Annotated in this window: 12 protein-coding genes; 5 read left to right on the top strand and 7 right to left on the bottom strand. The window is 62.4% G+C overall.

Annotation, left to right across the window (positions count from 1 at the left end; translation table 11 throughout):
• Positions 1-99 precede the first annotated feature (99 nt).
• The 3 genes from trxB to LSO07_RS10335 all read left to right on the top strand — a co-directional run bounded on the left by trxB (position 100) and on the right by LSO07_RS10335 (position 2485).
• Positions 100-1053 (top strand): thioredoxin-disulfide reductase, encoded by a 954-nt coding sequence (trxB, locus tag LSO07_RS10345; protein ID WP_034786153.1) that lies wholly within the window; start codon positions 100-102, stop codon positions 1051-1053.
• Between the two features lie 7 nt (positions 1054-1060).
• Positions 1061-1735 (top strand): Smr/MutS family protein, encoded by a 675-nt coding sequence (locus LSO07_RS10340; protein WP_034786154.1) that lies wholly within the window; start codon positions 1061-1063, stop codon positions 1733-1735.
• 120 nt (positions 1736-1855) lie between these two features.
• Complete coding sequence (locus LSO07_RS10335) at positions 1856-2485, top strand: trimeric intracellular cation channel family protein (protein WP_034786156.1); 630 nt, start codon at positions 1856-1858, stop codon at positions 2483-2485.
• Between the two features lie 79 nt (positions 2486-2564).
• Here the strand turns inward: LSO07_RS10335 and LSO07_RS10330 are convergent, their stop codons facing one another.
• Complete coding sequence (locus LSO07_RS10330; protein ID WP_034758685.1) at positions 2565-2903, bottom strand: P-II family nitrogen regulator; 339 nt, start codon at positions 2901-2903, stop codon at positions 2565-2567.
• A 41-nt stretch (positions 2904-2944) separates the two neighbouring features.
• Positions 2945-4561 carry an NAD+ synthase gene (locus LSO07_RS10325; RefSeq protein WP_151093731.1) on the bottom strand — a complete coding sequence of 539 codons (1617 nt, stop codon included), beginning with the start codon at positions 4559-4561 and terminating at the stop codon, positions 2945-2947.
• A 91-nt stretch (positions 4562-4652) separates the two neighbouring features.
• Between LSO07_RS10325 and LSO07_RS10320 the strand changes: the two genes are divergently transcribed.
• Complete coding sequence (locus LSO07_RS10320) at positions 4653-5786, top strand: GNAT family N-acetyltransferase (RefSeq protein ID WP_070254947.1); 1134 nt, start codon at positions 4653-4655, stop codon at positions 5784-5786.
• Positions 5787-5836: 50 nt separating this feature from the next.
• Here LSO07_RS10320 and ppa read toward each other — a convergent pair whose 3' ends face one another.
• Entirely contained in the window at positions 5837-6379 is a 543-nt protein-coding gene (ppa, locus tag LSO07_RS10315) for an inorganic diphosphatase (RefSeq protein WP_034786159.1), read from the bottom strand.
• A gap of 626 nt (positions 6380-7005) precedes the next feature.
• Between ppa and LSO07_RS10310 the strand changes: the two genes are divergently transcribed.
• Positions 7006-9432, top strand: a complete 2427-nt coding sequence (locus LSO07_RS10310) for a membrane-bound PQQ-dependent dehydrogenase, glucose/quinate/shikimate family (RefSeq protein WP_225317241.1) — start codon at positions 7006-7008, stop codon at positions 9430-9432.
• 105 nt (positions 9433-9537) lie between these two features.
• Here the strand turns inward: LSO07_RS10310 and LSO07_RS10305 are convergent, their stop codons facing one another.
• The 4 genes from LSO07_RS10305 to hemC are packed head-to-tail and all read right to left on the bottom strand — an operon-like array spanning position 9538 to position 13582.
• On the bottom strand, positions 9538-10704 hold the full coding sequence (locus LSO07_RS10305) for a heme biosynthesis protein HemY (RefSeq protein WP_034786160.1): 1167 nt from the start codon (positions 10702-10704) through the stop codon (positions 9538-9540).
• Between the two features lie 34 nt (positions 10705-10738).
• Positions 10739-11887: a uroporphyrinogen-III C-methyltransferase gene (locus LSO07_RS10300; RefSeq protein WP_034786161.1), complete on the bottom strand. Its 1149-nt coding sequence runs from the start codon at positions 11885-11887 to the stop codon at positions 10739-10741.
• Positions 11884-12666 (bottom strand): uroporphyrinogen-III synthase, encoded by a 783-nt coding sequence (locus tag LSO07_RS10295; protein WP_151093728.1) that lies wholly within the window; start codon positions 12664-12666, stop codon positions 11884-11886. The genes LSO07_RS10300 and LSO07_RS10295 overlap by 4 nt, the downstream gene beginning before the upstream one ends.
• Positions 12659-13582: a hydroxymethylbilane synthase gene (gene hemC, locus LSO07_RS10290; protein WP_231773015.1), complete on the bottom strand. Its 924-nt coding sequence runs from the start codon at positions 13580-13582 to the stop codon at positions 12659-12661. The genes LSO07_RS10295 and hemC overlap by 8 nt, the downstream gene beginning before the upstream one ends.
• Positions 13583-13690 lie beyond the last annotated feature (108 nt).

Genomic DNA, 13690 nt, shown 5'->3' with positions numbered 1-13690 from the left:
GTCTATAATCGTGGATTGCTTGCACAAGCGCAATACGCCCTTGTTCTTCGCGCGTATGCCCCCAATTCGGATAGACCCCACTCATAGAGAAGCCTCATTATGACCACTACCAAACACGCCCGCGTTTTGATCCTCGGCTCCGGCCCAGCCGGCTACAGCGCCGCCGTCTACGCCGCCCGCGCCAACCTGAACCCGATGCTGGTCACCGGCGTGGAACAAGGCGGTCAATTGATGACCACCACCGACGTGGAAAACTGGCCTGGCGATCCGATGGGCGTGCAAGGTCCGGACCTGATGCAGCGCCTGTTGCAGCACGCCGAGCGTTTCAATACGGAAATCGTGTTTGACCACATCCACACCACCTTCCTGAATGAAAAACCGATCCGCCTGAAGGGCGACAGCCACGAATACACGTGCGACACGCTGATCATCGCCACAGGCGCGTCCGCGCAATACCTGGGCCTGCCATCGGAAGCGGAATTCATGGGCAAGGGCGTGTCCGCCTGCGCCACCTGCGATGGTTTCTTCTACCGCAACCAGGAAGTGGCTGTCGTCGGCGGCGGCAACACGGCCGTCGAGGAAGCGCTGTACCTGTCGAACATCGCCAATAAAGTCACGCTGATCCACCGCCGCGACAAGTTCCGCGCCGAAGCGATTTTGATCGACCGCTTGAACGCCAAGGTTGCCGAAGGCAAGATTGTGTTGAAATATAACCACACCTTGGACGAAGTGACGGGCAACGAAGGCGGTGTGACGGGCCTAAACATCAAGTCGACCATCGACGGCAAGGTCGAAGCGTTGAGCGTGCACGGCGTGTTCATCGCCATCGGCCACAAGCCGAACACGGGCATCTTCGAAGGCCAACTGGAAATGCACAACGGCTACATCAAGACCAAGACGGGTCTGGAAGGCATGGCCACCGCCACCAGCGCGCCGGGCGTGTTTGCCGCTGGCGACGTGCAAGACCACATCTACCGCCAGGCCATCACCAGCGCCGGCACGGGTTGCATGGCAGCACTGGACGCCCAGCGCTACCTGGAAGGCCAGGAGTAAGCGGCGCATGGCGTCGATGAAAGACTTTGCCGACCTGAAAGCGGTCAGCAAGCAGCTCAAGGAGCAGGCCGATGCGCGCGCGCAAGCTGCGGCTGAGCGCGCGCAGCAGGTGAAGGTGCAGGCCGTGGAGAGCAATCTGTTCAAGGCCAGCATCGGCGGCGTCAAGCGCCTGCCCGAGTCGGACCGCTACGTGCCCAGCCTGCCCAAGGCAGGCGCCATGGCGGCCCAGCAGCCGGCGCGCAAGCTGTCGCCGGAAGAGGACGATGCGGCCGTGCTGCGCGAGTCGCTGTCGGACTTGTTCGAAGTCGACCACTACCTGGAAAACGATCCGGCCCTGAACTACGCCCGCCCCGGCGTGGGACCGGACGTGATCAAGAAGATGCGCAAGGGCCACTGGCCCATCCAGGATGAGCTGGACTTGCACGGCTTGCGCCGCGACGAGGCGCGCGACGGCATCGGCGCCTTCCTGAACCAGGCGACAAGACGCAAGCTGCGCTGCGTGCGCGTGATCCACGGCAAGGGTTTTGGCTCGAAAGGCCAGGAACCGGTCTTGAAATCGATGGTGCACAGCTGGCTCGTGCAAAAGGATGAAGTCATCGCCTTTTGCCAGGCGCGCCGCTCCGAAGGGGGCGATGGCGCACTGGTCGTATTGCTTTCTTCCGCACTGCAGCCTATCCGCTAGCCTTACAGCAAGATCACAATTCAATAACAAGTTCCGCACTGCACACGGCCCCGTTTGTCACCATTCGGGGCCGTGTCATGTTAACCTGTGACAATTATTTCCTGCTCAAGCGCTCCACCCATGATGCCACCCCAATTGCCGCCTGGCTCGCTGATCAAGATCATTGAGGTCATCGCCATCCTGGTGGGCGCGTTTTCCGGCTTCATCGAAGCGCGCCGCAAGCGCATGGACCTGGTCGGCGTGTTCGTCGTGGCATTCATCACGGCGTTTGGCGGGGGGACCTTGCGCGACATCCTGCTCGACAAGCGGCCCCTGTTCTGGGTGTCGCACCAGGAATACGCGATTCTCATCTTCGTGCTGGCCCTGACGGCCGCGCCCCTGATCCAGCATTTGCGCCAGATCGTCTCGGAACGCCTGATCGTCATCGCCGACGCCATCGGCCTGGGCATGTTCGCCATCGCGGGCGTGGCCGAAGCCATGCGCGCCGGCATGCCGATTTTTATTGCCTCGATGATGGGGGTGATTACGGGGATTTTTGGCGGCGTGATGCGCGACATCGTCTGCAACGAAGTGCCGATGGTGTTTCGCGACGGCAAACCGTACGCCATCTGCGCGTTTTTCGGCTGCTGGGCCTACCTGCTGCAGATGCACTTCGGTGCCGAACACGACTTCGCGCTGTGGACCAGCGCCAGCGGCATCACGATTCTGCGCCTGATATGCTGGAAATTCGACATGCGGCTGGGGCGCTGATGCGCGCAAACATCATTCGCCAACAATGTTGTCGGATTACGGCCCTGCGGGCCTAATCCGACCTACGCCCACAAGGAACTTATACCGCGTCCGGGCCGGTTTCGCCCGTACGGATGCGGATAACCTGCTCCACGTCGCGCACGAAGATCTTGCCATCGCCGATCTTGCCCGTGCGGGCCGCCTTGATGATGGCGTCAACCACCAGTTCCGACACGCTGTCGTCCACCACCACTTCGACTTTGACTTTCGGCAAGAAGTCGACCACGTACTCGGCGCCACGGTACAGCTCAGTATGGCCTTTCTGGCGGCCAAAGCCCTTCACTTCCGTCACGGTCAAGCCCGTCACGTTCACATCGGCCAGGGCCTCGCGCACTTCGTCGAGCTTGAATGGTTTGATGATGGCGGTAATCTGTTTCATGGCTACTCCTTAAAATTGTTGGATTGTGGACAGATGGCTGCTTATTCGTAAAACTTCGACGTGATCGGGTAACGCCAGTCGCGGCCGAAGCCACGGTGCGTGACGCGGATGCCCACCGGCGACTGGCGCCGCTTGTATTCATTGATCTTGATCAGGCGCGTGACCCGGGCCACATCGGCCGGCGGGTAGCCAGCCTCGATAATCTCGGCGATCGGCCGGTTTTCTTCCATGTACAGCTGCATGATGCCGTCGAGCACGTCATATGGCGGCAAGGAATCTTGGTCCAGCTGGTCGGCGCGCAGCTCGGCCGACGGTCCGCGCGTCAGGATGCGCTCGGGAATCACGTCCGACACGCTGTTGCGCCAGGCGCACAGGCGGTACACCAGGGTCTTGGCGATATCCTTGATGACGGCAAAGCCGCCCGCCATGTCGCCATACAGAGTGCAATAACCGACGGCCATCTCGCTCTTGTTGCCGGTCGTTAGCACGATGCTGCCATGCTTGTTCGACAGGGCCATCAGCAAGGTGCCGCGGATGCGCGCCTGGATGTTTTCTTCCGTCGCGTCTTCCGCCAGTCCGGCGAACTCGTCAGCCAGGGTGGCGCGGAAAGCGTCGAAGGTTTGCTTGATCGGAATTTCATCGTAGCGCACATTAAGGCGTTTTACCATGTCGCGCGAATCGATCCACGAGATATCGGCCGTAAATTGCGACGGCATCATGACGGCGCGCACCTTGTCGGCGCCCAGCGCATCGACGGCGATGGCCAGGGTCAGGGCGGAATCGACGCCGCCCGACATGCCGATCAGCACGCCCGGGAAGCCGTTCTTGCCGATATAGTCGCGCACGCCCAGCACCAGCGCCTGGTACACCTGCGCCTCGGTGGTCAATGGCGCGGCCAGCGCCTGCGGCACGGGCGTGGCGCCGTCGAAGTCGACGACCTGCAAGTCTTCCTCGAAATGGCGCAGCTGGGCGCAGATCGTGCCGGCCGCATCCATGACAAACGAGTCGCCGTCGAAGATCAGTTCATCCTGGCCGCCGACCAGGTTGGCGTACACGAGGGCCATGCCTTGCGCGCTGACATTCCTGCGCATCGTTTCATAGCGCAGATGCTGCTTGTTCATGTGGTAGGGCGAGCCGTTCGGCACCAGCAACACTTGCGCGCCGGCAGCGCGGGCGCGCATCGGCGCATGCTCGAACCACGTGTCTTCGCAAATATTGATGCCGAAACGCACGCCCTTCACGCCAAACACGAAAGCCTGGTCGGACGACGTAAAGTAACGCTTTTCATCAAACACGGTCGTGTTCGGCAAATCGTGCTTGCGGTAGGTGCCCAGCACTTCGCCGTTCAGCAGCACGGAGGCGGCATTGTGGCGCACGCCCTTCTCGTCTTGCAGGGGCAAGCCCACCACCACGTGCAAATCCTTGAACTGGACCAGGTCAGCGGCCAGTCCGGCAAACGCTTCCTGCGTTTTTGCGTAGAATGCATTGCGCAGCAACAGGTCCTCGGGTGGATAGCCGACCAGCGACAGTTCCGGCGTGAGCACGATATCGGCGCCCGCCTCAAAGGCGCGGCGGGAAAGATCGAAGATCTTGGCACGGTTGCCGGCCAGATCGCCGACCGTACTATTCATTTGAGCAATTGCGACTTTGACTGTCATGATGATGATGGATATTTTCGTTCTATTAAACAAGACAGGGGCGCGCGGGCCGATGGCGGCGCCCCGAGAGTGATGAATGCACACTACAACAATGAATTATCGCACGGCTATCGTCACTACCCTGGCTGAAATTGGCGAAGCAGCCTGGTCTGAACTACTGGCAAGCCAGGCGGACGCCACTCCCTTCCTTTCCTACGCCTTTTTGCACGCGCTGCACGAGTCCGGCTGCGCCAGCGCGGACACGGGCTGGCAGCCGAATTACCTGGTGCTGTGGCAAGGCGATGTGCTGGCTGCCGCCCTGCCCCTGTACCTGAAAATGCACTCGTATGGCGAGTACGTGTTCGACTGGGCCTGGGCCGAGGCCTATCAGCAACATGGTCTCGAATATTACCCGAAACTGTTGTCCGCGATACCGTTTACGCCCGTGAGCGGCACGCGCTTGCTGGCCCGCGATGGCGAGGCGCGCGCGGCCCTGCTGGCCTTCCTGCAAGCGCAGCAGCAAGCTAGCGAGGTGTCGTCCTGCCACATCCTGTTCCCGCCGGAAAGCGAAGCGCGCCAGCTGGCGCAAGCTGGCTATCTGATGCGTAGTGGCGTGCAGTTTCACTGGCTCAATCCCGGCTACACGGATTTCGAGCAATTCCTCGCCACGCTGGAACACAAGAAGCGCAAGAATATCCGCGCCGAGCGGCGCAAGGTGCGGGAAGCGGGCGTCACCATGCGCCAGGTGCGGGGCGTGGATGCTGTCGAGGCCGACTGGAAGCTGTTCCACCGCTGCTACAGCAATACCTATGCGGAACACCGCTCGTCGCCTTATCTGAGCCTGGACTTCTTCCGGCGCATCGGCGCCAGCATGCCGCAAAACATTCTATTGGTCATTGCCGAGCGCGAAGGCCGGGCCATTGCCGCCTCGCTGGTGATCCACACGGCCGACACCCTGTACGGCCGCTACTGGGGCGCGCTCGAGCACGTGCCCTGCCTGCATTTCGAGACGGCGTATTACCAGCCGCTGGAGTTTTGCATCGCCAACGGCATCGCCACCTTCGAAGGGGGCGCCCAGGGCGAGCACAAGATGGCGCGCGGCTTCCTGCCGCAAAAGACCTGGTCCGCCCACTGGCTGGCGCACCCGGCCTTTGCGGACGCCGTACAGCGCTTCCTCGAGCGCGAACGGGGCGGCATCGACGCCTACCTCGATGAATTGAACGAGCACAGTCCGTTTCGCGCATAAAAAAACGCTCCCGGCCATGACTGGCGGGGAGCGTTTTTTACTGGGTATTCTTAGGCTTTGGCGGCGTCAGTCTTGAAAGCGGCAACGCCGTTCAGGATTTCTTCCTTGGCCACTTCAGGACCATACCAGCCGTCGATCTTGACCCATTTGCCTTTTTCCAGATCTTTGTAGTGCTCAAAGAAATGCTGGATCTGGCGCAAACGCAGTTCGTTCAAGTCTTCCGGCTTTTGCCAGTGGCTGTAGATCGACAGGACCTTGTCGACTGGCACGGCCAGCACTTTCGCGTCTTCGCCCGACTCGTCGGTCATTTTCAGCACGCCGATAGGACGGCAGCGCACGACCACGCCCGGAATCAGCGGGAATGGGGTGATGACCAGCACGTCAACCGGGTCGCCGTCCGGCGACAGGGTGTTCGGCACATAGCCGTAGTTGCACGGGTAATGCATGGCGGTACCCATGAAGCGATCGACGAAAATCGCGCCGCTTTCCTTGTCGACTTCGTACTTGATCGGATCGGCGTTCATCGGGATTTCGATGACGACGTTGAAATCGTTCGGCAGGTCGCGGCCGGAAGAGACGTTATTCAAACTCATGGGGTTCCTCATTAGCGGATGGTGTTTTAACCGCGTAATTATAGCGAAGTACAGGCACCTTGTGCGATGCAGCAGCGCCCCGCCGGCGTTTTGCGCGTCCCGCCAGCAACAGTGGCGTGCATGGCCCGCCGGCGCGCGCAACTGGCCATCGAGAGAATAAATAAGCCATCGGCAATAATAAGTACAAACACCTAAGCAATACTACCGACGCCTTGAATTAATGCCGATGGAATATCCGCATATTTTCATTTGAATATCGCCACACACCAGGCATAGTTATTATAATCCGCATTGCATTTTTTGCAGCCACTTATAACAACAGTTTTATTTTCATTCATTCCGCGGCACCCCTGCATTATTGCGCGACCACCCCGCCCTTTCCCCTCCAGGCGGCCTGCCAGCCCCGCAAAACCGTTATCCAGCATAATATTTGTTCTTATTTGAAGTGTTTATTTGATTCAAACAAGAGCCCCGCCAAAAAATGGCACGACCGGAAGACAATCATCAATTCTGATAAACTGTCACATTCTGGTGATTCCAAACTTTGTATATTCTGCAATCGACGCCTTCCCTGAAATCAATATGGCGCAGCAACGCGCCACCGATAAATCCTTGCAAAAAGGAATATGATGATTCCCTCTTTCCGGCCCGGTCCTTTATTAAAGGTCACCGGCGTTATTTTCATTCTGTTTGGCCTCGCCCTGCTGGGCGGCGGCATCTGGCTGGCCACGCTTGGCGGCTCCTGGTACTACTTGCTGGCCGGCATAGGCATGCTGGTCGCGGGCGTGCTCGTCTTCAAAGGCAAGCGCAGCGCGCAACCGTTCATGGCGCTGCTGCTGACCGCCACCCTCATCTGGTCCGTCATTGAAGTGGAATTCGACTGGTGGCAATTGCTGCCGCGCCTCGATATCTGGTTTGCCGCCGCCGTCTGGCTGCTGCTGCCCTTCGTCAGCCGCCGCCTGGCGCCACCGGCCGCAGCAAAACAGGGGCAGACGGGCAAGACGGCGCTCTGCGCCGCCGTGGCCCTGACCGTCATCGCCGGCGTCATCGCCCTGTTCCAGGACTACCATGACCTGCATGGCGACGTGCCGGCGGAAAACATGGCCGCCACCGCCACCGGCGACCTGGCCCCTGGCGTCGAGCACAACGACTGGTCCGCGTATGGCCGCTCCGGCTATGGCGACCGCTATGCCCCGGCCGCGCAGATTACGCCGGCCAATATTTCCGGCTTGAAAGAAGCCTGGACCTACCACACGGGCGACTTCAAGGGCTTGAGCGACCCGGGCGAGATCGCCAACGAAGTCACGCCGCTGAAGGTCAATGACATGCTGTACCTGTGCACGCCGCACAATATCGTCATCGCCCTGAACCCGGACACGGGCAAGGAAATCTGGCGCCACGATCCGAAGATCAACCGCGATGCGGCCAGCTACCAGCACATGATCTGCCGCGGCGTGGCGTACTGGGACGTCAACGCGGGCCGCGCGAAGAACAATCCGGCACCCGAAGCTGCCAGCATGGAATGCCCGCGCCGCATCCTGGCGCCGACCATGGACGGCACCATGATCGCCGTCAATGCCGATACGGGCGAGTCGTGCAAGAGCTTTGGCAACAACGGCGTCGTCAACCTGTATAAAAACATGGCCATGATCAAGCGCGGTTTCCTGATGCCAACGTCGCCGCCGGCCGTCTCGCAGAAAATGGCCGTGATCGCCGCCAGCGTGACGGATAACCATTCAACGGAAGAGCCATCGGGCGTGATCCGCGGCTACGATCCCGTTACCGGCAAGCTGATGTGGAACTGGGACCCGGCCACGCCGGAAGATACGGCGCCCTTCCCTGAAGGCAAGAACTACACCAACAACTCGCCCAATTCGTGGGGCGTGGCCAGCATCGATGAAAAGCTGGGCATGGTGTACATCCCGATGGGCAATGAAACGCCCGACACCTGGGGCGGCAACCGCAACAAGAATGGCGAGAAATTCAACAGCGCCATCGTCGCGCTGGACCTGGCGACGGGTAAAGTGCGCTGGGTCTACCAGACCGTCCACCACGATATCTGGGACATGGATATCGGCGGCCAACCGTCGCTGGTCGACATCGACACGCCCAAAGGCAAAGTACCATCTGTTGTTGCCACGACAAAACGGGGTGACATCTATGTGATCGACCGCCGCGACGGCAGCCTGGTCGTGCCAGCGCCGGAAAAACCCGTGCCAACGAGCAATCCAGCCGCTGGCGACACCCTGTCGCCCACGCAGCCGTTCTCGGCCCTGACCTTCTTGCCTGAGCGCAATATCAGCGAAGCGGACATGTGGGGCACGACGCCGTTCGACCAGCTCGCTTGCCGCATCATCTTCAAGGAACGCCGCTATGAGGGCCCGTTCACGCCGCAAACGGCCGGCAAGGGCGCCGTCATCTCGCCGGGTCCGCTCGGTATCTTCGAATGGGGTGGCGCGGCCATCGACCCCGTGCGCCAGTTGTTGATCGTCAACCCTGACTACATGGGCTTCCTGGAAAAACTCGTGCCGCGCGCGGAAACGACGGCCAAGGGCGGCACGGGCGGCGAAATGGGCTTGCAGCCGCAGACGGGCGTCCCGTTCGCCGTGGAAATCAAGGCATTCCTGTCGCCGCTGGGCTTCCCATGCCAGGCACCGCCGTGGGGCTATGTGGCCGCCGTCGACCTGCGCACTATGAAAAAAGTGTGGATGCACAAGAACGGCACCACGCGCGACAGCGGCCCCGTGCCGATTCCCTTGCCACTGGGCGTGCCCAGCCTGGGCGGCATGGTCACCACCGGTGGCGGCGTGACCTTCCTCAGCAGCACGCTCGACTACTACATCCGCGGCTACGACGTCAGCAACGGCAAAGTGATCTGGAAAGCCCGCCTGCCGGCCGGCGGCCAGGCTACGCCGATGAGCTACGTGTCGAACAAGTCGGGACGCCAGTTCGTCGTCGTCATGGCCGGCGGCCACGGTTCGCTGGGCACGAAGATGAGCGACTCCCTGGTCGCATATGCCTTGCCGGAAGGCACTGCGGTACCGAAGAAGTAAGTTAGCCAGGTAGCAGCGCACTCCGCCATGGGGTGCGCACAAAGAAAAAGCCGTTCAGTCTGCACTGAACGGCTTTTTTACGTCCGAGGAAATGGTCTGCAAGGCTTACAGGATGGTCGCCAGCGCGCACTGCCGGTAATGCGCTGCAGCCTGCTCCGTCTGCTGCAAGGCGTCGTGCATCTGCGCCAGCTTCAGGTGCGCGTCGCGCACCATCTGCGGCTCGTTCGCGTCGGACAAAGCCTGCTCCAGGTGGCGCTGGGCCTTGCCCCACAGTTTTTGCTTGAGGCACAAGGTGCCCAGGGTCAGCGCCAGTTCCGCATCCAGCGGACGCTGTTTCATCCATTGCTCGCAATGCTCGATCTGCAGCAGCAGGGCCGGCGTGCCGCTTGGCGCCGCCGCTTCGCGGTAGGCGCGCACGACGCGCTCGTCCCAGTCGGCAGCCAGCGACTCTTCGCACACGAGGCGCGCTTCGTCGTGCAGGCCGCGCGCATTCAGGGCCGTGGCGGCGCGGCAGGCGATATACGGCTTGACCCGGTCCGCGCTCGGCACGGTGGACCACACGCGCATCAACGATTCGGCGTCATGCGACGGGTCGGACAGCAAATGGTCGTAGGCCAGTTCGCGCAGGCGCGACGACAGGGCCGGATGCAGGGCGCGGTGCTTGTCGAGCGAACGCACGAGGCGCAGCACTTCCGGCCAGTTCTTCGCCTGCTGCTCGGCCTTGAGCGACCATTGCAGCGCGTGGATATGGCGCGTGCCGCTGGCATTGAGTTCGCGCACGGCGGCCAAGGCCGCTTCCGGCTGGTGGTCGTCGACCAGCAATTCCGTCACCGTCATCAGCCGCGCTGTCTTCAGGCTGGCATCGCCTTCGACGCGGGACAGCCAGCTGTCGCGGCGTTCGGACTGGCGCATGCGGTGCGCGGCGCGCGCGCCGATCAGCGCGGCCAGGCCGGCGTTTTCTTCCAGCTCGGCGGCGCGCAAGGCAGCCTTCTCGGCATGGCCGAAACGGCCTTCGAACAGGGCTTTCAAGGCTTCGCGCAAGCCCTTGTTGCCGTCGCGCTCACGCTTGCGCTGGCGGTAGGCCGCCACTTGCGCCGGCATGCGCACGGTGGCGCGCACGGCGCGCACCAGCAGGTACAGCAGCACGAACAGCACGACCTGCAGCAGCAGGAAGAAGTTCAGCGACAAGTCGATGCGGTACGGCGGATAGAACAGCACCACGTTGCCGGGATTGAAACGGGCCGTCACGGCGATACCGATCGCCGCGGCCATCAGGGCGAGTAACCAGAGAAATAGACGCATGGGCTCAGGACTTCGCTTTGTAGTTGCGCACAGCCGTCAGGCTGTCGGACAAGGTTGGCATCTCGATGGCCAGGTTGCTGCCCTGCACCTGGCGCAGCAGGGCTTGCGCCGTCTGCGTGCTCTTGGCGCGGGTGTCGAAATACTTGGCCAGCGCATCCTGCGCCGCGATCAAGTCGTTGCGGAAGGCCGTTTCATTGCGCGACAACAAGGCCATGCGGGCATTGAGCAGGCGCAGCTTGACGTTTTCACGCAAGAAATACGATTGCGTCGGCGACAGCATCAGCGCTTCCGGCGTATCGACGCGGCGGATGCGGATCAATTGACGCACGTCGGCCCACATGTCGCCGCTCCAGGTATTCCAGCCGTCGCGCACTTTTTGCAGCAGCGGTTCCGGCGCAGGCGGTCCCATCAGCTTGCCGCTCGCATCGCGCACGGGCTTGGCCTTGCCCGGTTTTTCCGGCGCGGCCGGCAAGGCCGGCGTTTCGTCGGACAGCATCGGCAAGGAGTCGACCTGGGCGATCACGGCATCGAGGCGCAGGGCCACGCCCGTCGAATCGACGCTGGGTAGGGCCTTGAGTTTTTCCATGTCGCGCCCGATGGCGCGGCGGATGGTGATGAATTGCGGCTTGTCGGAACGCGACAGGCTGCGGTCCGCGTTTTGCAGGGCGATCAGCGCGCCAGGCACGTTGCCGGCCAGCTGCAGCTGCTGGCTGGCCGTCGACAGCACTTGCTCGATTTCCGTCAGCGCCCACTCGTCGCGGTTCTTCGACAAGTCGTTGTACAGTTGTTCCAGGGCCAGCTGCTGGCTTTGCGTTTCGCTCTGGCGGTTTTCCAGCGCGCCCACCTTGATTTCCAGCTCTTTCGTGCCTTCTTGCACGTTGCGCGCCAGCACGCCCGTCTCGGCGTTGCTGACATCGCCCTTTTGCAGGCGCTTGGCCACTTCTTCGCGCAGGTTGCGGATCTGCTTGCTGGTCGACCAGCTTTGCGCAGCCAGCAGCACGGCCAGCACGATGACGGCGATGCTCATGGGCTTTTGCAGCTGTTCGAGCAGGGTCGGCGCGCGGCCGGCAGGTTGGTCGGCCGCCTGCGGCGCCGTCTTCACGGCGCTGCCAGGCGTTGCATTCGGTTCGGAGAGTGTAGGCATTTCGTTCATGGTCGTGATTGTAACGCGGCGAGCACTCCTGCGTCGCCTGATCCTGTCAAGGTGACACGGGCAAAACCCAGGGCCGCCGCCGTTTGTGCAATGCGGGCGTGCGGTACGATCAGATGCTGCTGTTGCATTTTCACAACAACTGTCTTTTCAGCATCCATTTCGCCCAGCAGCGCCAGCAGACCGCGCAGCGCTTCCGAGCTGGTGATGATCCAGTCATTATTATGCTGCAACAGATTTTCCAGGGTCGCCCGCAAGGCCGGCGTCAGCCTTGGCACCTTGCGGCGGTAGGCCGTGACGAACTCGACTGCGGCGCCCGCGGCGCGCAAGCCGTCGGCCAGATAATCGCGTCCGCCATCGCCGCGCACGATCAGCACGCGCTTGCCGCGCAGGGCCGGCAAGTCCAGCGCCAGCAACAGATGTTCGGAATCGCTGCGCGCCGTATCGAGCGGACTCGTGATGCTGGCATTCGCATCCGTGACGCCATGCGCCCCCAATGCCATCCTGCTGCCCTCGCCCACCACGGCCAGCGGCAGGCCGGGCGGCCAGGCGGGCAAGTGCGCAAAGACGCAGTCGATGGCGTTGGGCGAGACGAACGCCACCAGGTCATATTCGGCCAGGCGCGCCAGCACGGCTTGCAGCTGCGCGCATTCCTCTGCGCCGTCAAGCGCGTGGATTTCCAGCAGCGGCAGCAGTTGCACGGGCAAACCCAGCGCCGCGATTTTGGCGGCCAGCGGCCCCGCTTGCGCCGCGGGCCGCGTGATCACCACGGTGTCAGGCATGCGGCGCCAGGCCTTCATGGTTGTCGGGTGTGACGGCGCACGAGGCGAGGATGCCGGCGGCATCTTGCCCGCGCAGCAGTTCGGCCACCTGCTCGCCCAGCTGTTCCGGCGCACCGGCCGGGCCACTGACGTCGGCGCTGGCCATGCGCGCGCCGTCCGGCGTGGCGACCATGGCGCGCAAGCGCATGTTGCCACCGTCGACTGTCGCGAACGCGGCCAGCGGAATCTGGCAGCTGCCGCCGAAGATCTTCGACACCTTGCGCTCGGCCGTGACGGCTTGCGCCGTATCGGTGTGGTTCAGCGGCGCCAGCAGGCGCACCAGGTCGGCGCCGTCGGCGCGCCCGCTGCGGATTTCGATCGCCATGGCGCCCTGGCCGGCGGCCGGCAGGCTGTCTTCCGGCGCCAGCACGGCGCGGATGCGCGACGCCAGGCCCAGGCGTTTCAAGCCGGCGGCGGCCAGGATGATGGCGGCGTAGTCGCCACGGTCCAGCTTGCCCAAACGCGTATCGAGGTTGCCGCGCAGGGGCAGAATCGTCAGGTGCGGATAGCGTGCGGCGATCAGCGACTGGCGGCGCAGGCTGCTGGTGCCGACGACGGCGCCATGCGGCAGCTCGGCCAGGCTGGCGTAGTCGTTCGACACGAACGCATCGCGCGGGTCTTCGCGTTCGAGGATGGCAGCCAGGGCAAAGCCTTCCGGCAATTCCATCGGCACGTCTTTCAGCGAATGCACGGCCAGGTCGGCGCGGCCTTCTTCCATCGCCACTTCCAGCTCCTTGACGAACAGGCCCTTGCCGCCTACCTTGAACAGGGCGCGGTCCAGAATCTGGTCGCCGCGTGTGGTCATGCCGAGAATTTCAACGCTACACTGCGGATACAGGGCGGCCAGGCGCGCGCGCACGTGTTCAGCTTGCCACATGGCAAGACGGCTCTCGCGCGTGGCGATCACCAGGCGGGCGGGAATTTTCGGCGTCAATTCGTTCACGGGCAATTCATTCGGGGTCAATTCGGATGCTTTCAAAACAAG

It is taken from the genome of Janthinobacterium sp. PLB04 (assembly GCF_021165895.1).
In the GTDB taxonomy this organism is placed as follows: domain Bacteria; phylum Pseudomonadota; class Gammaproteobacteria; order Burkholderiales; family Burkholderiaceae_D; genus Janthinobacterium; species Janthinobacterium lividum.
The sequence above is the reverse complement of the archived record's forward strand: the minus strand, read 5'-3'. Positions and strand labels throughout refer to the sequence as shown.